Annotated in this window: 19 protein-coding genes; 6 read left to right on the forward strand and 13 right to left on the reverse strand. The window is 36.1% G+C overall.

Annotation, left to right across the window (positions count from 1 at the left end; genetic code table 11):
- Positions 1-115: 115 nt before the first annotated feature.
- The 6 genes from A8L44_RS09000 to A8L44_RS09035 form a co-directional block, all read right to left on the reverse strand.
- Positions 116-559 (reverse strand): GNAT family N-acetyltransferase, encoded by a 444-nt coding sequence (locus A8L44_RS09000; protein ID WP_066104516.1) that lies wholly within the window; start codon positions 557-559, stop codon positions 116-118.
- A gap of 1,029 nt (positions 560-1,588) precedes the next feature.
- Positions 1,589-2,593 carry a serine hydrolase domain-containing protein gene (locus A8L44_RS09015; protein ID WP_066104524.1) on the reverse strand — a complete coding sequence of 335 codons (1,005 nt, stop codon included), beginning with the start codon at positions 2,591-2,593 and terminating at the stop codon, positions 1,589-1,591.
- A 217-nt stretch (positions 2,594-2,810) separates the two neighbouring features.
- Positions 2,811-3,662, reverse strand: a complete 852-nt coding sequence (locus tag A8L44_RS09020; protein WP_066104527.1) for a CPBP family intramembrane glutamic endopeptidase — start codon at positions 3,660-3,662, stop codon at positions 2,811-2,813.
- Positions 3,663-3,983: 321 nt separating this feature from the next.
- Entirely contained in the window at positions 3,984-4,118 is a 135-nt protein-coding gene (locus tag A8L44_RS19350) for a hypothetical protein (protein WP_258188245.1), read from the reverse strand.
- Positions 4,119-4,355: 237 nt separating this feature from the next.
- Entirely contained in the window at positions 4,356-4,961 is a 606-nt protein-coding gene (locus tag A8L44_RS09030) for a uridine kinase family protein (RefSeq protein ID WP_066104531.1), read from the reverse strand.
- 309 nt (positions 4,962-5,270) lie between these two features.
- Positions 5,271-5,783 (reverse strand): GNAT family N-acetyltransferase, encoded by a 513-nt coding sequence (locus A8L44_RS09035; RefSeq protein ID WP_066104534.1) that lies wholly within the window; start codon positions 5,781-5,783, stop codon positions 5,271-5,273.
- 280 nt (positions 5,784-6,063) lie between these two features.
- Here A8L44_RS09035 and A8L44_RS09040 point away from each other — a divergent pair, with 280 nt between their 5' ends.
- The 3 genes from A8L44_RS09040 (at position 6,064) to A8L44_RS09050 (ending at position 8,552) form a co-directional block, all read left to right on the forward strand.
- A complete protein-coding gene (locus A8L44_RS09040) occupies positions 6,064-7,125 on the forward strand; it encodes a YkvI family membrane protein (protein ID WP_066104535.1) in 1,062 nt (353 codons plus the stop codon).
- Between the two features lie 526 nt (positions 7,126-7,651).
- On the forward strand, positions 7,652-8,092 hold the full coding sequence (locus A8L44_RS09045; RefSeq protein ID WP_066104538.1) for a LytTR family DNA-binding domain-containing protein: 441 nt from the start codon (positions 7,652-7,654) through the stop codon (positions 8,090-8,092).
- A gap of 10 nt (positions 8,093-8,102) precedes the next feature.
- Positions 8,103-8,552: a DUF3021 domain-containing protein gene (locus A8L44_RS09050; RefSeq protein WP_225983598.1), complete on the forward strand. Its 450-nt coding sequence runs from the start codon at positions 8,103-8,105 to the stop codon at positions 8,550-8,552.
- Between the two features lie 206 nt (positions 8,553-8,758).
- On the opposite strand, the gene A8L44_RS09055 is transcribed toward A8L44_RS09050, so the two are convergent.
- Positions 8,759-9,472, reverse strand: coding sequence for a GntR family transcriptional regulator (locus A8L44_RS09055; RefSeq protein ID WP_066104544.1), 714 nt, complete (start codon positions 9,470-9,472; stop codon positions 8,759-8,761).
- 265 nt (positions 9,473-9,737) lie between these two features.
- On the opposite strand from A8L44_RS09055, the gene A8L44_RS09060 reads away from it, so the two are divergent.
- Entirely contained in the window at positions 9,738-10,334 is a 597-nt protein-coding gene (locus A8L44_RS09060; RefSeq protein WP_066104549.1) for a hypothetical protein, read from the forward strand.
- An 85-nt stretch (positions 10,335-10,419) separates the two neighbouring features.
- Here the strand turns inward: A8L44_RS09060 and A8L44_RS09065 are convergent, their stop codons facing one another.
- From A8L44_RS09065 to A8L44_RS09080, 4 genes are all read right to left on the reverse strand, one after another.
- A complete protein-coding gene (locus A8L44_RS09065) occupies positions 10,420-11,301 on the reverse strand; it encodes a carbohydrate ABC transporter permease (RefSeq protein ID WP_139063833.1) in 882 nt (293 codons plus the stop codon).
- A gap of 2 nt (positions 11,302-11,303) precedes the next feature.
- A complete protein-coding gene (locus A8L44_RS09070; RefSeq protein ID WP_066104552.1) occupies positions 11,304-12,185 on the reverse strand; it encodes a carbohydrate ABC transporter permease in 882 nt (293 codons plus the stop codon).
- Between the two features lie 136 nt (positions 12,186-12,321).
- Positions 12,322-13,626, reverse strand: coding sequence for an ABC transporter substrate-binding protein (locus A8L44_RS09075; protein WP_066104555.1), 1,305 nt, complete (start codon positions 13,624-13,626; stop codon positions 12,322-12,324).
- Positions 13,627-13,781: 155 nt separating this feature from the next.
- Positions 13,782-14,717: a glycoside hydrolase family 113 gene (locus tag A8L44_RS09080; RefSeq protein WP_066104558.1), complete on the reverse strand. Its 936-nt coding sequence runs from the start codon at positions 14,715-14,717 to the stop codon at positions 13,782-13,784.
- 455 nt (positions 14,718-15,172) lie between these two features.
- Here A8L44_RS09080 and A8L44_RS09085 point away from each other — a divergent pair, with 455 nt between their 5' ends.
- Both A8L44_RS09085 and A8L44_RS09090 read left to right on the forward strand, forming a co-directional pair.
- Positions 15,173-16,366 (forward strand): AGE family epimerase/isomerase, encoded by a 1,194-nt coding sequence (locus A8L44_RS09085; protein WP_066104561.1) that lies wholly within the window; start codon positions 15,173-15,175, stop codon positions 16,364-16,366.
- A 153-nt stretch (positions 16,367-16,519) separates the two neighbouring features.
- Positions 16,520-16,813 carry a hypothetical protein gene (locus A8L44_RS09090; protein ID WP_066104564.1) on the forward strand — a complete coding sequence of 98 codons (294 nt, stop codon included), beginning with the start codon at positions 16,520-16,522 and terminating at the stop codon, positions 16,811-16,813.
- Between the two features lie 423 nt (positions 16,814-17,236).
- Here the strand turns inward: A8L44_RS09090 and A8L44_RS09095 are convergent, their stop codons facing one another.
- Entirely contained in the window at positions 17,237-18,121 is an 885-nt protein-coding gene (locus A8L44_RS09095; protein WP_066104569.1) for an ROK family protein, read from the reverse strand.
- 95 nt (positions 18,122-18,216) lie between these two features.
- Positions 18,217-19,608 (reverse strand): glycoside hydrolase family 1 protein, encoded by a 1,392-nt coding sequence (locus A8L44_RS09100; protein WP_066104572.1) that lies wholly within the window; start codon positions 19,606-19,608, stop codon positions 18,217-18,219.
- Positions 19,609-19,611: the final 3 nt, after the last annotated feature.

Raw genomic sequence — 19,611 nt, forward strand, 5'->3', positions numbered from 1 at the left:
AAAAAGGCATTAATCCTTCTTAGATCAATGCTTCTGTTTGTTGAAATGTAATCTTTTTCAATCTCTTCTATACCTTGATATAACTCCAATCCCTAGCCGGGTAATAACGAGTGTGTTATTTTTGTAATATCATATCGACGTGAGGGATATTATCCTCTAAATATGTTTCGGATATAGGTTGAAAACCAAAGGAAGTATAGAATTTTCTTAAATAATCTTGGGCTTGAATTTTAACCTTTGTTTCTTTTAATTCGTTTTGGATAAAATCTAGTCCTTTCTTTAAAAGTTCCCCTGCAATCCCTTCTCCTCTGTATTCTTTCTTTACAATAACTCTTCCAATAGAAGTTTCTTGATAAGCAATACCTGCGGGTACAATTCTTAAATATGCAACGATTTCTCCATTGTCTTCTTTAAAAAGATGATATGAAAAAGGATCTTTACCATCAACTTCAGGATAAGGACAATTTTGTTCCACCACAAAAACTAAAGTTCTTTCTTTTAAAATATTATATAGTTCAATATTTGTTAACTCATCAAATTTTTTGAGTTTCCAACTCATAAAAATTCACCTCTTATTTTTTTCAAATGCATTTAAATATATCTTAAACTTAATCTAACTTTTCCGTAGTTGCAACAAAACACCTATTTCTCTATAAAATTTTCTCAATACATTTTAGATACTTACTCCGCTAAATGTCCCGATTATTGAACACAAGTTAAATGCCACTCTTCCGCACCCACCACTTTACTTCATTAACGAAGTTCAAAATAAAAAGGCATTAATCCTTTTTGGAACCACACCTCAATTATTTCATATCAAAAAATGATAATAAATTTTCGATATAAAAGACTAGGTTTGAAAATATAATCGCTGATATCACAGCTATAAATGTGAACTTCACTGACGGTTCTATTAGCTTTGCTAATTCATATATTTTATCGGCTATTATAATAATGAATGAAATCATTAAAATGAACCAAGCAATACTATGTGGATTAGTATAATGAATTAGTTCGCTCGTTTTTAAGACTAATAATCCTAAAAAGTAGTAGAAAAACAACTTAACTTTAATCATCTATCGATGCCCCTAGGTCTGAGTTTCTGTCATACATTCCTTAACAAGCTAAACTCCCCCATTAAGTTCATAAAAAAGTTCACTCCAAATATGAATTACATTTTATATTTTGAAACTTAAGCTAATTTTCCACGTATTTCTAATAAAAGGGAGTGACAAAATGACACGCTGTGCTAATTGTAATAAAAAATTGCAAGCTAAAATAATTTGGTCAATTATCAATAGACCCTTTGATGGTAAGAACTGTCCTCATTGTAATAGATTACAATATATGAAAGCAAAATCATTCCAGTTTATGAGCAATTATGGCCCTGGCTTTATTTTCATTTTGTTGTTTCCTTTTTTTGTTGAGTTAAGTAACGAAAAAGGACCTTGGGATAAATTGGATTAGCGGATATACCTATAACTATTTTACAAATGGTTCAGGCTAACCTGCCTGTTTCTATTAATAAGAAGTTCAATATATAGAAGCATTAATCCTCCGATATATTGAGCGAAACCCTTACCGTTCCTTACTTCCGAAAAGTATCAGCAACTATATTACTAAATTCTCTGAGGTAGTAAAGGTAGTCGTCTCCGCCATAGTTATATCGTTTGTTATACATCTTTGCAACGACCACTCTGTATTCAGGAATGATAAGGACAGTTGGACCTGTTATCCCCAATATTTGATAAGATCCTTCTGGAACCCGATCACCGAGCTCACTATGGGCAGCTGGAATACCTTGCACATACCAAAACAAACCATTTTGAGGAAGTTTACGATCTTTGTAAAAAGGACTTTGGACTTGTGTGGCAATTTCAATTACTTCACTTGGAACAATTTGTTTCCCTTTTGCAAACCCTCTGTTTAAATGAAGATTACCCCATTCTGCAAATTCCCTAGCAGAAGTATGTAAGTTTGACTCCGTTCCATCACTATAATTTCCCAGATGGAATGAACCCTCCGAATCTGGATTATCAATTTGTTTAACTAATAATTCATTCTCTTTCGTTTGCCAGGCTGTTTCTTTAAAACCTAAAGGTGAAAATACCCGTTCTTCTAAAAGGTCTGGAAAGCTCATTTTAAATAGACGATTTACCAGCCGAGTCATCATTAACACATTGATTCCTCTATAAGCCCAACCTTGACCTGGTTCAAACTCTCGAAAAATAGTGCCATCTTCTTTTTCATGTAACCCATGGGAGTGAGTGACTAAATGCCTTATTGTTGTTTTTCCTAGCAATTGTTCATCCATTTCCCTGAAATAATCAATTGCGTAGTCATCAAGGCTTTTGATTTTCCCTTCATAAAGAGCATATGAAACGACTAAACCAAGGTAGCTCTTTCTGGCAGAAGCAACATTAAATTGAGAAACTTGGGTGATTGGAGCCGAGTCAGGAGAATTAGAATGATAACCATCATAGTGTTCCAATATTACTTCGTTATCTTTTAGAATATATAATGAGGAGGCACTGCTTCCGTTTTTTTTCTTTATTTCATCTACCCAAGTAATTAAGTTTTCAAGTTTCTCCAAATGAACCATCTCCTTGATTTTATGAAAACCTTTATTACTATTCTCTACTGGTTGTTTGAAATCCTTCTTCCGCTAACCTGTCCCGTTTCTGCTATAAGAAATTCAACACAAAAAGGCATTAATCTTTCTTTGATAAATGCCCCTGTTTATTTAAGTATAATACTTCTACTAACGAAACTTTTAATATGAATTTTCAGCTATAAAAAAGTGAATATATTTATAGCGTATTTTTTCTTTTATCAATTAGTAATAAAAATGATAACACCACTACACTAAATACCACTATAAACAGAAATGATAAGTATAGAGTCATGAATCCACTAAATGTCTCATCGAATATTAAAAGAGCGACGTCTTGGTCATACATACCTCCCATGGATATATATCTAGCCACTTCAAGATAAACGACATGGAAGATCATACTCATCCATATTGTTCCTGTATACCTTCTATATAACTGTAGAGCAATTCCAAATGTAAAGAGCAATATAATATAATCTATAGTTATTATAAATGGTTTACTAAAGAATATTGACTCTAATGCCATCACCGTAACCGGTACACAAATGAAGATTAGCGGCTGTAAAATCAATGAGATGATGAAGCGGAATTTCTTATGCAGTTCTTCAAATATTAGTCCACGGATAAAGACTTCTTCTGGAAATGCTTCATACATAAATGCTGTTGCTGTATTAATTAAAATGGAAATTATAACTGTGGCTGTCAGGTTTAAGCTGACATTTTCTATACCACCAAATAAATAAGCTGTTAAAATCCCTGTTATGACTAATATAAAAGGCAACGCGATTCCGACCATCAATCTAGATGGTGAATTTACACCCTTTAAGCCAATATTTTTAAACAAGTCCGGTTGTTTTCTTTTAAATATATATAGTACAAAAAGCGTTAGCCCGCTAAAGATTACTCCTTGTAAAAGCATACTATTTTGTCGATCCATACCTTGAGTTTTAGTCAAATATTGTCCTACATTACCCGAAGCAAAGAGAAATAATGATACAAGTACAAAGTACATAAGCAACCGACTAATACTAAATTTAAAAGAACTCAATTGAATGCCCCTTTTCTATTAATGGTGTATTGTTATAGGCTATGTAATAACCAAGTTCTATATTTGCAGTTTCTTAATGTTAGTGAATTAAAATCAACGTTACAATGAACATTTTTCGATATGATTCACTCAACCTCATTCCATTAAATGACCGATTGTTGAGTAATAGTTAAGCAACACTCTCGAACTAATCTGGCCCATTACTCCCATGAGAAATTCAACACAAAAAGGCATTAATCCTTCTTTGATCAATACCCCTGGTTGCTTAATTACATTTATTCATAACTTGATATAATTTAAAAATCTGTTAATAGCTTCGTCTCATTGTATTTCATCTCTTATTGCAGATTTTGGCGAATCATTATTGTGTACCAATTGTCCTAATATAGGCGGAAATATTATTATCACTAATAATACCAGCAAGCCGACTACTAAAAGTCTTTTTTTCTTTTTCAAATTGATTCCTCCTTTCACCACTTTTATTCCGTTAGCCTGCTCCTGTATTCCAATAAGAAATTCAACACAAAAAGACATTAATTCTTCTTAGCCAATTAGCATAATAGAAATTGTACTGATGAAATCAAATTCTATCCTTATACCATTTTTCAGTTTTAAATTCCTCTGGAATCGATTGCTTAATATTTACCCTTCTTTTAGAAAAGATAAAAATCTGTTATCCTGATGTTAGTATATTTATTCAATACCACTTACTATTAAGTTAGCTTTTTCAAAAGGTTTATAGGTTTCAACATAAACGTCTTCTGATAGCATCCAATTATTTTCCCACCTATCACGTGCTGTTTCTCCGTCTCTTTCAAGACCTCGTGAAAGCCTTGTTTCTCGTGGACATTCAACCCATATCGTAAAATCATATTTATTAAAAAATTCCTGACATATTGCGTAAACACCTTCTATTATGACAATTCCTCCAACTGGAACAGTATGCCACTCCGCTAAACCATCCATTACCCAATCATATCGCTGATAATGTCCTTCTTTATTTTGAGCTATGGGTTCAAGAACCTGATTTAAAATACGCCTCCTATCATAATCTGCACCTATAGGCTTGTTCTTTGGAAGTGTTTTTAGAATTCGAGAAGAGGGTAAATAAAAATCATCCATATGCACAATAGTTGTATTTAATAATCTCCCTTTTAACTTATCAGCGAGTGTGCTTTTCCCAGAACCTCCACAGCCATCTATCCCAATTAACAAAGTTGATTGTTTTTGAGGAACTGAATCAATCAGCCTAACCAAATGTTCAAAATCATTACTGCTTTTAAGAGTTTTATCATTCATAACCTCACCGCCTTAAATTGGAAAACCATCTTGTTAACTAACCTGTATAAAATATTTTCTATTAATGTATTATTAAATCCTTCTTCCCTGCCCTACACCTTATCTAAATCTATGATTAATTTATTACCTTCGATTTTAAAATCTGTGGAATAATTTACAAACTGGATTTTGATAGTTCAATTTTATTCTTAACTTATGTTCACTATAAGACCATAATGCTGCTTAACCAATTTGATTTCATTGACCAATAGCATAATCCATAAGCTTTCCTTCTTATTTCCATAAAGAAAAGTCATCATAAAGATATCTCTATTTCACTGCTAATTTTAGTACCATCAAATCCTCATCATAATATCGGCCATTAAACTTTAAGGCATTTCTTTCTATACCATAGACCTCAAATCCCAACGACTTATATAATTTCTTTGCATAGTGATTATCAGATACAACAGTTAAATTGATTTGCTCCAATCCCTCAGAGTTCTTCGCTTTACTGATAAGTTCATTCATCAATAACTTTCCTAAACCCTGACCTCGATTGCCTGGAGCTATGTACATTCCATAAACATTTCCTTTATGCCTGGTTTTGAGATTGTCTTCACGTATAAAGGTAACAATGCCAACTAAAGATTTTCGATTATCAAAGGCACCTACAATATACTTGTCCATTGTTGGTTTTATTCGTTCCTTTACCATGTCTAAAGAATATCCCACCTCTCTCTCATAGGTTGAACCGAATGCTTCCGGGTTCATTTTCAATGCATTCAATCGCACTTTCTGATATAAATGAGCATCGGACTCTTCTAAAATACGAATATTCATCAACTACTCACTCCTTTAATTTGCATGGAATTATGTATTGCATAATCTATTCTTTTTTTCGCTCCTAATATCCTTCTTGCACTAACCTCCCATCTTATAAAAAGCTTAATTATTTCCTGTACACTGCTGTCTCTTTTCTCACAAACAAATTATTCTATTTCATATTTTTTGTTTAACACTATTTATATAGGGAAAATAATTCTATTGAGGACTATTCCGGTTCAGAAGCAGTGGCTGAACCGTGCCTCAAATTCTTTATAATACTACGAATGGAGGAGACATGAAGAATATTATTAAAATAGCCAGTGCATTTATGGGAATTATCATAGGTGCCGGTTTTGCATCAGGACAAGAAATTTTACAGTATTTTACTAGTTTTGGAATGAAGGGAACGATTGGAGCCTTTCTCTCGATCCTATTGTTCGGATATTTGGGAATGGTTTTAACTAAGCTGGGCAGCCGGCTTCAGACAGACTCACATAAGGAAGTTATTTATAAAATCAGTGGACGTTACCTCGGCGTTCTCATCGATTCTATCCTCGTATTTATCCTTTTTGGAATTGGAATTGTCATGATTTCTGGTTCAGGGTCTATTTTCAATCAGCAGTTTGGGTTGCCAAGTTTCGTTGGCATCATTATCATGACGATTCTCATTTTAATCACAATCCTTTCCGACGTAGACCGGGTTGTAAAAGTTATTGCTATGATAACCCCTTTTCTCATATTGGGAGTGGTCGTATTATTTATACATAGTATGGTGACCATGGAATATTCTTTCTTTGAGCTTGACTCTATAGCGAACGAACAGTCTTCGGCTACAAATCATTGGCTGAGTTCTATTATTAATTATGTTTCACTTGCAATCGCAATGGGAGCATCCATGACTCTGGTAATGGGCGGCGATGAACCCAAGGAGAAAATTGCTTCGATCGGAGGACTGGCGGGAGGTATAGGTGTAGGAATTTTAATTGTCCTGCATCATCTAGCCATCTTTGCACAAGTTGATAAGGTAGGGCACTTGGACATGCCCTCACTAGGGCTGGCCAATCAAATATCACCACTTTTTGGAGTTCTCTATTCCATCATTCTATTCGGCATGATTTTTAATTCAGCTGTTAGTATGTTCTTTTCGTTTGGTACACGCTTCTTTACCCCGAAAACGAAAAAATACAATTGGTTCGTGGTTATTTCTGTACTCGTCGCTTTTGCTGCAAGCTTCTTTGGATTCAAGCAGTTAGTTTCCTTTTTCTACCCACTGTTTGGATATCTCGGTATGATTTTAATTGTCGTACTCGTTATCGCATCAATTAGAATGAAGCCTTTAAAAGATAAAACGGATTAATCGGTATCAGTTACGCGTTTCAATAAGGATTTAGAAAAGCATTCTTCCGAAAAAAATAAAGAAATCCACTGTAATAGAAAAAGAGATTCGTCAATTTTGATGAATCTCTTTTTCTTGTGCTAATTTTACCTTTAAGTTCACCTTTACTTCCTGTTAACAATTCAAATTTAACTGAGTGTATTCGATTTCTCTTGAGTATCATCTGGAGATTATCAATTGTAGATCTTTCACGCTGAATATAGCATCTCTGCTTCCCATCTAACCCTAACTAACTGTTTCTTCATTAAAAAGGATTGTCCCCTGCTTTGTAGGTTTTCGGTCATTTAAGTTCACCCCCTTAAACTTCGGCTCATAGTTGGCCACGGGTTTAATCCCTAAGGATTGGTTCCACTGATTATCATGCTATTATTCATTTTCACCCATATATATTAGAAATCTGACCAGGTATATAAAAGCTGTAGTACTATATCCAATTGCTTCCTATAATAAAGGGAGAAAGATCCATAAAAAAGGGTGGGGGTGGAATATGAGGATAGAAATCCAGTTAGATAGTGAATGTAAAGATCCCAAAATCGTCATACATGCTAGTGAGATGACAAATGAAATTTCAAGTTTACTTGAAAAACTTTCAGGCAATGAATACCAATCACTGATGGGTTATAAAGGTGATGAAATTCTTTTGATACAAATGGACGATATCTTGCGGATTTATACTGAAGGTCAATATGTTTATGCACAAGTAAATAATGAAAAATTGCGCTTACGACAAAGATTATACCAATTAGAAGAAATGGTCCCGCGCCAACAATTCATCAGAATTTCAAACTCTGAGATTGTCAATTTTGAAAAAGTTAAAAGCTTAGATATGAGCATAAGCGGAACAATCACTCTGAAATTCAATACCGGCGATCAATCATATGTCTCGAGGCGTTATATTAATAAGATAAAAAAACATTTAGGAATATGAGGTGATGAAGATGAAGACAATTATCGTAAGAGGGGCAATAGGATTTCCGCTAGGCGTTTTTATATCAACCTTTATAACCCTTTGCATTTCACTTGGCATTGGGGATGGGACGTTTTACGCTGTAGTACCCAGCTTAATAGAGACCATGGGTACAGAATTAAATGCCTATCTACTGCAATTTATTTTAAGCGGATTATTAGGAGTTGCTTTTGCTGCAGGCTCTATCATTTTTGAACATGATAATTGGAGTCTTACAAAACAAACAACTCTACACTTTTGCTTAGTTACCATCGCCATGTTTCCTGTCGCCTATTACTCCCATTGGATGGAGCATTCCTTTATAGGATTTTCACTTTACTTCCTTATCTTTGTGGTCATTTATTTAATGTTCTGGGTCTTCCAGTATCTATTTTGGAAGCGAGAAATTAATCGTTTGAATCATTCATTAAATAAACCATAGACACCCACTTTAGAATTACAGTTTTCCTACTAGCAATAAGGTATTCTGCCTCCTTTTAAAAATAGTTTTGATAGGAGGTAAACTTAATATCTATAAAGACACCCCAATAAGATTTGTACAACTCAAGTTATTCTTACAATAAGAAAAGGTGACCCTCTTCTCTCTAGAGTCACCTTTTCTTTTTCTGAGCCAAATTATGCGGTTTCCTATCGATTTACCGTTACCGTTGTAAAGACGAACTTGTCGTGATGATGCCGTGAGAAAGAGTATTCAAATGGTATACCAGTAATCAAAAAGGCAACTTGTTCGACTTCCAAGATAGGATCGTCAGCTCTGCAATCCAGGTATTTTTGATCCAGTTCATTTGATTTACATGCTCTGATTTTACGGTGTGCTCCACCCATTTTTAATTCAAGTGTTTCTTTAATATGCTTATATATGGAAGAATGAAGAACCTCATCATTAATACCGGGAACCAGATTAGCCGGCATGTATGTTTTTTCTATTACATATGGTTCATCATTTACAATCCTGAGACGAATAATATGATAGACAGGTGTATCAAGGCTGATCCTTAGTTTACTGGCTACTTGCTCAGAGGGAAATTGAATTTCAAAGGCAATTACCTTGCTTTTTACCTCATCATTATTGGCCAGATTGGATAGTCCAATATTTTCTTCACTGATGATATTCACTTTATTGTCATCAAATGGAGGCTCGATAATAAAGGTACCATGTCCTCTTTTCCTATATAAAAGCCCCTCTGTAACAAGAATATTCAAAGCTTTTTTCATCGTTACCCTGCTGCTGTCAAATTCTTTCGAAAGAGTATATTCGTCTGGAATCGGCTGGTCCTTTGAGTAATAATCACTCTTTACCCTTCGCCTCATTTCATTTGCAATGGCCTCGTACTTGTTCATTCCTAACACCTTCCTAAACGCTTCTTATAAGTCAATCATAAATACTATCACAGGAAAAATATAGTGTAAAAGTAAAGGTATGCAAATTATAGTAATCAATGCCCTGATTCTTTGTTCTATTCCATATAACGTATTACATCGAAATATCAAATCATGCTTGAAGATATGATTATACTTATATCTTTAAATGATTATAACTTTCCCTTGAATTTGTAATCATTTAAAGGTATATATAGAATATATTGTAAAAGTTAGGGTGGCCAACATGAAGAATCTGATAAAACTTTTTATTGATTTCGTCTCTCAATATACTATTTCCAGCTATTATTTCTGGCTTTATATAGTTAGAGGTGGAATCATCTATGGATTTGTTTCCGCTTCAGTTGGACTGATCCATGCTGTTGAACTCATTCACCGGAAAGAAGATGATTCAATCCGTTCAGCTTTTCAAGAATCCTATAATAAGAATAAAAGTTATATAGGGTTATCGTTTCTATTATTTTTATTCAGCGGACTTTCGCTGATGTCTATCTATCCACCGCTTCACGAGGCCTTGCCTATCTTAACATGGCTGCAAATACCGATTTTGATCTGGACTTTTCTTTTATGGACCATTGCTATTTATAGCATTTACTTCCTTGCTCATGATCAACGGAATACTCATTCCGCAAAATGGATCTATGCACTGGCTTTTGATACTTGCATTCGCCATCCACTCCGTAGCCTGGTTATATTGCTGATGATCTTAGCTTTCACATTGATAATCAAAGTAAATTTAGTCGCCTTTATTTTTTTGGCACCGCCTCTATTAATCATTGCGACCAAAAAAATTGTCTTCATCCCTAAGATTCTGACAAACTAATACCTTTATAAAAAGAGCTGCTTGAAAAGAAGGACTTTCCTTTCAAGCAGTTTTTTCTTCCTCTACTATAATGGACTTGAAATACTTATTTTACTGAACCAGAAACTCCGTTATAAATATACTTTTGAAGGGCCAGGAAGACGATTAGTATTGGTGTAATTACGATAATAACACCCGCCAGAATGACCGGCCAATCCGTTCCATATGGTCCTTTAAAGGCAAATAACGCTGTTGAAATAACCTTCAATTCAGGTGACGGCATATACAGGAATGGATTGTAGAAGTCATTGTAGATTCCCACACCGCTAATAATAAGAATCGTAATCATTGGAGCTTTGAGCAAAGGCAAGATAATCTTGCGGTAAATTTGAAAGTAAGATGCGCCTTCCATGATTGCTGCTTCATCCAATGAAACTGGAATATTGTTAAGGTACTGCAGGAATACATAGACAGCTATTACGTCTGTGCCAAGATTCAGCACAATAACCGACCAAATCGTATTGAATAAGCCCATTCCTTCAATAATCTGGAATGTTGCAACCTGTGTAGTGATTGCCGGAATCAGGGTTGCAAGGAGGAAGAGTCCCATAATAGGTTTCTTCAATTTAAAATCAAATCGGTTCAAAACATATGCAATCATCGTTCCAAGCAAGAGTTTTCCTACAATTGAAACAATAAAGATGATAAGCGTATTTTTAAACCCAACAGTCATTTGGCCATCTATGAATGCTCTTGTATAATTGTCAAACGTAAATTGTTCCGGTAAAGCAAGAACACCAGTTGTCAGGAATTCCTCTTTTGACTTGAATGATCCAATAAACACAACCAATACAGGTAAAATAGCAACCGCTACTCCAAGCAGTAAGCTGCCGTATTTTACAATGGCGCCAAGCAGTTTCTTAATGTTGTATGCATGATCCTGCTTTGCTGGAATCTTTGGTTCTGTCACACTGACATTTGCCTTCATGGTCACACCTCTTTCTCTCTAGTCATGTATTTTTGAATTAATGTCACGACGATGACAATGACTAACAATATGAGGGCCATGGCAGACGCCAGTCCTAGCTTCTGGTACTTAAAGGCTGTATCGATTGTTTGAATGACAAAGGTTTTCGTTCCATTTGATCCACCCGTCATAATGTATGGGATATCGAATACACTTAGGGAACCGCTTATTCCTAAAATGATATTCAGGAACACAATCTGTTTGATACTCGGTAAAATAATGTATAAAAATTGCTGGAACCGGCTGGCACCATCAATTTCCGCTGCTTCATAAATTTCAGGATCAATGGACTGAATAGCTCCCAGGAATATGATGAAGTTGAACCCCATATATCTCCAAATCGACGTAAACGCCAGGGACATATTGTTTATAGAACGGTCTCCAAGCCATAATTGGATTTGACTATCTAACCCAAGGAAAGTCATGACCGTATCCAATGTTCCTCCGGCTTTGAAGAAATACAAGAAGATGAACCCAATAGCCACTCCATTTAAAAGGTACGGAAAAAACAAAATACCCTTCCAAAAGTTTGCGAATTTCACCTTGAAAGTTAGGATCGTGGCAAAGTATAAAGCAATTCCCAGTTGGATAAATGTCGCTACAAAATAGTAGAGACTGACTTTAAATACTGAAAAGTACTCTGGGTTTGTAAAGACCTTTAAATAGTTGGCGAGACCAACATTCTCCTTCGTCGGACTAATCCCATTCCAATCCGTAACACTGTATTGAAGCATTTTTACTAGCGGATAATAAGAAAATAATAAAAGCAAAAAAACAGGTAAAGCTGAAAACAGAAAAATGATAATACGACGCTGCGCCTTATAACTCAAATTTATTTTTTTCATCGCTTTTACTCCTCTTATCTCATTAGCTGGCCCTAATGGACAAAGATACTTTTCAAATCCTTCTGTATTAGAGGAACTGGGGTGTTACAGTATGAATTCTGCAAACACCCCAGTATATTCAATAAGATGATTCTCCTTACTTGCCAACCTCTTCCATTGCACTGGACCATTTTTTGTTCAAGTCTTTCATAATGGCATCAAAGGATTCTTTTGTATTGCCTTTTGCCGCATCGATAATACGTTGCTTCGTTGCTTCTGTTGTATCAATACCGATTTCAGATGTGTTGTTGATGTCACTAAATAGAGATTCTTCTCCTTTAGGTGATGGATTAGCCTGGATAAATTCTACTCCAGCTGTTTCCATCGTTTTAAGAGCTGCTGGCATTTCTTCGCCAACCTTAGGAGAGATGGCTCCTGTATCTTTTGTATAGTTAGATTCATCAATAAACCAGTCTACGAACTTACGAGCAGCTTCTTTTTGTTTGCTGTTCGCATTAATACCGATATTGTAGTCTCCGCCAATCGCAGCATACTGTTTGCCATCTTGTGCGGTAATTGGGAACGCTGCATACTGAATATCTTCTGGATTTTCAGCAAGAGCTTGAACTTGTTCAATTGCCCAGCTGCCTAGAACCATAACAGCAATTTTTCCGTCTGCCAAATCTTGTTTGGATTGTTCCCAATCAGTTGTGGAAGGATCAGCTTCAGTTAAACCTTTTTCCGCTAAATCATATAAAAGTTTGTAGCTTGTGTTCATTACTTTACCATCTGCAAAAGGGTCTTTATCTTTCACCATTTTATTCGTAACATCCGGATCACCGGAAGCACCTGTACGGATGAAGTCCCAGTTAGTTAATGTCCAGCCGGAAGCGTAGTTTGTGTATAAAGGAGTTACATCCGCGTTCTTTTTCTTGATTGTTTCTAATGCAGCTACGAAATCTTCTGGTGTTGTTGGAACAGTATCAATACCTGCATCTTTAAATACCTTCATGTTAAGGATGACACCAGTCGTATTAACTGCAATCGGAATACCATAGGAAGTACCTTCATAAGAACGGTCACTTAAAAGCATATATTTCTTTGATAATTCATCCTGTTTACCAAGCGGCTCAAGGAAGTTTGCATTGTCTTCAGGCTTAATCGTTGTTGGAATCATGAACACATCACCGTAGTCTTCTGAGTTCATCCTAATTTGCATTTGACCGGCATAGTCTGTAATCGTTTCCACTTTTACTTCTATATCGGGATGATTTTTATTAAACTCTGCTATGTATTCATCCCATTTCCCATTACCTGTCCAGTCTGTCTTGTGGTTGATAAAAGTGATTGTTTCTTTTCCTGACTCTTTAGAATCGGAATCACTATTGCTCTTATCACTGCAACCTGTTAATGCAAGGGCCAGAGCACTTGCGGCAACCCCCATACGGAATAATTTCTTCATTCCAGTTCCCTCCAAAGTATAATTTGGTAAACGCTTACAAAAATATTGTAGCATCCTATGTTTTAGTTTGTATAGTCTTTTATTACAAAAAAGTAATACTTTTGAAATGTTGTAACTTTTTATCAACAAAACAGACAATCTTTCAGTCTTGTAAATTAAAAGATTTCCTTATAATATCGATAAATAACTTTTTCTGCGGGCTTTCCATAGACAGCATAGTCCTGATCAGAATCTGCCTTTTCTATAGGATATAAATGAGCTTTCCAGTCCCATAAGGCAAATCCTTTTACCCAATCTCGCTTTACCGTTGTGCTAAACATCTTTTCGTACCACTCTTTTTGGACATTGACATCTGCTTTCCCTCTTAATGTCCAGTCATTTGGGAGCAAATCTCCACCCTCCCAGCTCGGACAGCCGGCTTCACAGAAGAAAAATGGTTTAGCGTGTTTCTTGACAACGCTTTCAATACGATCAAGCTCTTGTTCCCATTTATCAATCGGATAATAACCGCTAGAAGAGATCACATCAACAGCGTCCCACCATTTTAGAATATCTTCTTGGTACTTATCGCAATTATAAGTAACAAGTCCACTGTACAGCTTCCGGACCTCATTTATTAAATCACGCCATTCCTTTTCACGGCGGTCTGCATTGACCATTTCACAGCCGACCACAAACATGGAACACTTCGTTTCTTCAGCTAGTTTCGCGTAATGAAGAATGAATTCATTGTAAGAGGCAAACCATTCAGACCATTTAGGCTCACACGGAACATCGGTATCAAAGAAATTAATATGGGCACGCCATGTCCCGTCCGAAACATTCACCATCGGTTTTAAAATAACCTTTAAACCCAGTGATTGTGCAAAATGGACCATCTCGATGATTTCTTCATCACTGACCACATTCGGATGTTCCCTCCAGTTAATTACAGTGGACTGGGGTCGATCTTGCTCTGCCACAACCGTTAAAACGACATGATCAATTCCGCATCTTTCTTTTAAAGATTTTAAAGACTGTTTTGCCTTCACATCCTCCCATTCTCCGCGCTTACTCATATAACCAAAGCTAAATCCCTTAATAAAATCCATCATATTCTCCTTTCAAATGATTTAACAAAATGTAACAAAAAGTAATATTAATAGATTGATAAGTATATACATTTGTTGTAAATTAATTATATATTTTCCATTTATTTTCGTAAAGAAAAATTAAAAAATTGAAAGTACGTGCAGATATGGATCATAAACAAGAATACTACCGTAAAATGCTTTACTTCACCATTCCAATCACGATTCAGTTATTAATCATCTCCAGTTTGAATATGATTTCGTCCAGACAAGTTTTCTTTTCATGTTGCTTGTTAAAAAGGAGTTTATTTCCTGGAAAATGATCAAAGAAAACCTAGAGCAGACGCTATATTAAGTTGCTATATATGCCCTTGCAAGCTCACATGAAATCATTCGGGCTCTTCTCGGTGTAAAACGAACGTTATCTAAGAAATGGATCCAAAATATTGTCGAAGAACATGAGGAGGCTGTTCCAGTTGGAAAAGATTGAATTTAAAAAGGAATTAAACGAAAGAATTCTCCCCTTTTGGATGAAACTATTAGATTATGATAATGGCGGATCATATGGAATTCTAGATTATAATTTAACCATGCACAAAGATAGTCCTAAAGGAGGTGTGGTAGGAGCACGTCACCTGTGGAGCTACTCGGGCGCTTACCTTCTCACGAAAGATGAAAAATATTTGCGGGCCGCTGAGCATTCCTACCATTTCTTGATTAATGCGTTATGGGACCAAGAACATAAAGGAATCTATTGGCTTGTCGATCACCTTGGGCAGCCTCTCATCTCAACCAAGCACATCTATGCACAAAGCTTTGCTATTTATGGACTTAGTGAATATGTCAAGGCATCTGACAATAAGGAAGCCTTAACCTATGCCATTGATCTTTTTCATCTTCTTGAAGATACATGTTTTTCTACTACATACGGAGGTTACAAAGAGGAATTTACACAGGACTGGATACAGACCGAGCATCATCTGCTGAATGAAGGTGCTAATGCTGTTTTTACTACTAACAGTCATCTTCACCTATTAGAAGCCTATACAAATTTATATAGTGTTTGGCCTGATAGGCAGCTGTTGAGCAAAATCAATTATCTGTTGGATTTGTTTTATTCAAAAATCTATCACCCTACAGAACATGTTTGCAGAGTCGCTTTTGATGAAAACTGGCAGTCTACAAAAGAGGCGTACTCCTACGGCCATGATATCGAAACGAGCTGGCTCTTAACCGAAACCCTACATATAACCGGTCTTGACCGGCCAGATATTGTAGAAATGAATAAGCAGATTGCTTACAAGGTTGCAGTTGAAGGCATTGATCCGGATGGATCTATCTATGATGCTAAAAAAGAGGGAAACATACATAAGACAAGGATTTGGTGGGCGCAGGCAGAGGCAGTTATCGGCTTTTATAATGCTTATCAGCTTACTAAAGATGAACAATTTATCCAACTCAGCGAACGTGCTTGGACGTATATTCAGAAAAAGATTCACGACCCTCGTACGGGAGGAGAATGGTTCTCAAGGATAGATGAGCACGGAGAGGTAATCTCCTCACTCAGAAATGATCAATACCAAACACCTGAAAATATCGCTGACTCCTGGAAAGGATTTTATCATAACGGCCGCATGTGTTATGAGCTAATTAAAAGACTACCAGAATAAATAAACGGCTCTGTTTAAGCAGAGCCTTATTTTATCCCTCTTCATTAATATTAGCTCAATTAGTATAGTTGTATAACTTAAAAAAATGGTAAACTATTACAGTGAAGTTAATTTAGAACTGATAGTTCCTGAAATGATCTATGGGGGAAAAATATGAATTCTATTATGAAAAATATTATAAGCTTGTTCTTTGAAAAAGCTGAACATCCAGTTAAACCTCTTATGTATGCACAAATTACTGTATGGATTGGCATGGGTATTGCTTCGTTTCCAGTGTTGTATACTAGTCGATTTTATTGGATGTATCTTATGCTTGGAACTAGCTTCCTATTAAATGGTATAGAAAATTATTTAGTAAAAGAAACAAATCGTAGAGGCTACTTAATTTGGTTTATTTGTGCACTACTCTTTTATTTGATAGCAGCGGAAGACTATTTCTTCATCTAGCTAATTGTTCGATTAAGAAATGAAAGAGAATTTGTTTAAAGGTAAATGTTTTGCTCCAAATCAATCATTTTTAGTTAGGAGTTAAAAGAAGATGAGACATAGAAGGAGAAATAGAAACGGCTTTTTTAAAGAATCCCTGTTTGAGATCATTGGTGAAATAATTTGGGAGATTTTAATGTTTATACCAAGGATGATCATTCGCTTTATAAGTAATATTTTTGATTAACCTATTTACCATAGGCACTAAATTGAGGTCATCAAGTATACTTGAACGTGTTTGCGAAGCATTTCACTTAAACAATCAGATGGACATGAATAAACAAATGAGACCAAAAACATTTCTCCTTTACTAACCCTTCGCAATAACCTTTATAAACAGGGCCAAATAAAAATCCTGCATGGTATAGATGCAGGATTTGTTTGTTATTTGCTTTCGCCGTGATTTAGATGATAATTGTATACTGCTCCAATAAGATTGGCATCATTTTCAAACTTGCAAATAGCAATGTCTGGAACAATTTTTGCAATTTGTACCTTATCTAATATTTCCTTAAATTTACGATGTAATTGTGGAATCAAATCTGGTTTAGCCGAGACTCCCCCGCCAATAATAATTTTTTCAGGGTCATAGCTGTACTGTAAGTTATAGATTCCTTGTGCCAGGCTATAATAGAACTTTTCTGTTTCCTCTATTGCTATTTTGTCACCCTGCTCCGCCAGTTCAAATACTTCTTTTCCGCTAATTTTTCCGCTTGGCAGATTGAACCGTTTCGCATAGCGGACAGCCATTTTGACCGGGCTTGCTAATGTACTGAAGGTCTCATCATGGTTCAAGAGCATATACCCAAATTCTCCGCCAAAAAGATGTTTTCCATGATGAATCTTTCCGTCGACAATCACGGAACCGCCAATACCTGTGCCGACTACTACAAAAATAATATCCTTCAGCCCCTTAGCTGCACCCTTCCAAACTTCTGCAAGCGCTGCACAATTCGCATCATTTTCCATGGAAATGGGGCAACCGAATAGCTCTGTTAGCTCAGGGTAAATCTCAAAGTCATGAAGATAGGGAACAGCACTTGCTCCTTCCACGACTCCTCTTCTTTGATTGACAGCTCCAGGTGAACTGATTGCAACTCCCTCAATCATGAACTGATTAGCAAATTTCTGTTTAACCTGCAATAAGGATGTTTTCATTTCCTCCCATGTAGATGGAGTGATAAATGATCCTTTATCTACTATTTCTTCCTTATCCCAAACCGCATACTTTACAGCCGAACCGCCAATATCAAAAACAAGTAATGACATGATTTTCACTTCCTGCTCCCTTGGAATAATAAATATTCACCTAATTTGCAGAACAGTTCCGTTATTCTATATAAATTAGGTGCTTGATCAATCACTTACTTTAATCCATTATTTTCACTAACTTCTTTAATCCAATAACCCGATTTCTTGATGGTCTTCACCTGCGTATGGATGTTATTCGAAATAAATCCATAACGGTTACGGTACGCATTCTTCCATGACCAGCAGTCAATAGGTGTCCATAAATGATAACCATAGCAATTTGACCCTTCTTCTATTCCTTTATGGATCCATTCTAGATGCTCCTCGATGAATTCAATCCGATAATCATCCTCAATCATGCCTTCATCATTCAGGAAACGTTCCTCACGTGAAACACCCATTCCGTTTTCAGACACAAACCACTCGATATTTTTATAATTATCACGAATATTGATGGCGATATCATACAACGCCTTCGGATAGATCTCCCATCCTTTGTCCACATTCATCCTTCTGCCGGGCATATCATAATGATCATAATAACGGTCAGGCATCCAATCGGCTGTACTGTTTGGTGAGATATCCGGCGCCTTTACGCGAGACGGATGATAGAAATTAACACCAAGGGTATCAATCGTATTTGCCTTCAAAATCGCCAGTTCTTCCTCCGTTGATTCCCAAATCACTTTATCTTTTGTTAAAATCTCAACCAATTGTGCCGGGAATTCTCCATATATAGCCGCATTTAAGAACATCTCATTGCGCCATAGATCCGCAATTTTCCCTGCTTTTACGTCTTCTTCCTTATTGGATGCCGGGTAGGATGGAGTCAGGTTGAGAATGATTCCAATTTTTGCACCCTGATTATGAAGACCCAACTCCCTGAAAACCTTAATCGCTTTAGCGGAAGCCAGATTTAAGTTATACGCAACTTGGACTGCCTTTTTTCCATCAACCACCTTTGGATAATGGAATTGATATAAATACTGGCCGTCCACAATGACCATCGGCTCGTTAAAAGTAAACCAGTACTTAACGCGGTCGCCAAACAGCTCAAAGCATTTGCCCGCAAACTTAGCAAACAAGTCAACTACATGCTTTGATTCCCAGCCGCCATACTTCTTGTATAGCTCAACCGGAAGGTCAAAATGGTGGAGTGCCATAACAGGCGTGATTCCTTGCTTAATGAACTCATTAATCACATCATTATAATAGCGAACACCATCCTCGTTGACAGTCGCTGTTTCAAAATCGTCAATCAATCTTGTCCATTGAATTGAGGTCCGGACAGAATTGAGACCAATTTCCTTCATTAATTGAATATCTTTTACATAACTATTGTAGAAATTGGAGGCGGTATCAGGTCCAACCTGTTTGTAAAACTCCTCGGGTTCCAATTCGTACCAGTAATCAAATACATTTGCATGTTTTTTATTAAATCTACCTTCACTTTGGGGACCAGAGGTAGCTGCACCCCACCAAAAATTATCCGGAAACTTTTTCATGAT

The organism is Bacillus sp. FJAT-27986, assembly GCF_001685035.1.
GTDB lineage: Bacteria > Bacillota > Bacilli > Bacillales > Pradoshiaceae > Pradoshia.

Bases quoted from the DNA above. Each gene is read 5' to 3' on its own strand.
- A8L44_RS09045 (WP_066104538.1), top strand. From the start codon at position 7,652: ATGAGGATAGAAATCCAGTTAGATAGTGAATGTAAAGATCCCAAAATC.
- A8L44_RS09070 (WP_066104552.1), bottom strand. From the start codon at position 12,185: ATGAAAAAAATAAATTTGAGTTATAAGGCGCAGCGTCGTATTATCATT.
- A8L44_RS09050 (WP_225983598.1), top strand. From the start codon at position 8,103: ATGAAGACAATTATCGTAAGAGGGGCAATAGGATTTCCGCTAGGCGTT.
- A8L44_RS09000 (WP_066104516.1), bottom strand. From the start codon at position 559: ATGAGTTGGAAACTCAAAAAATTTGATGAGTTAACAAATATTGAACTA.
- A8L44_RS09060 (WP_066104549.1), top strand. From the start codon at position 9,738: ATGAAGAATCTGATAAAACTTTTTATTGATTTCGTCTCTCAATATACT.
- A8L44_RS09065 (WP_139063833.1), bottom strand. From the start codon at position 11,301: ATGAAGGCAAATGTCAGTGTGACAGAACCAAAGATTCCAGCAAAGCAG.
- A8L44_RS09075 (WP_066104555.1), bottom strand. From the start codon at position 13,626: ATGAAGAAATTATTCCGTATGGGGGTTGCCGCAAGTGCTCTGGCCCTT.
- A8L44_RS09055 (WP_066104544.1), bottom strand. From the start codon at position 9,472: ATGAACAAGTACGAGGCCATTGCAAATGAAATGAGGCGAAGGGTAAAG.
- A8L44_RS09095 (WP_066104569.1), bottom strand. From the start codon at position 18,121: ATGTCATTACTTGTTTTTGATATTGGCGGTTCGGCTGTAAAGTATGCG.
- A8L44_RS09090 (WP_066104564.1), top strand. From the start codon at position 16,520: ATGAATTCTATTATGAAAAATATTATAAGCTTGTTCTTTGAAAAAGCT.
- A8L44_RS09035 (WP_066104534.1), bottom strand. From the start codon at position 5,783: ATGAATATTCGTATTTTAGAAGAGTCCGATGCTCATTTATATCAGAAA.
- A8L44_RS09030 (WP_066104531.1), bottom strand. From the start codon at position 4,961: ATGAATGATAAAACTCTTAAAAGCAGTAATGATTTTGAACATTTGGTT.
- A8L44_RS09080 (WP_066104558.1), bottom strand. From the start codon at position 14,717: ATGGATTTTATTAAGGGATTTAGCTTTGGTTATATGAGTAAGCGCGGA.
- A8L44_RS09040 (WP_066104535.1), top strand. From the start codon at position 6,064: ATGAAGAATATTATTAAAATAGCCAGTGCATTTATGGGAATTATCATA.
- A8L44_RS09100 (WP_066104572.1), bottom strand. From the start codon at position 19,608: ATGAAAAAGTTTCCGGATAATTTTTGGTGGGGTGCAGCTACCTCTGGT.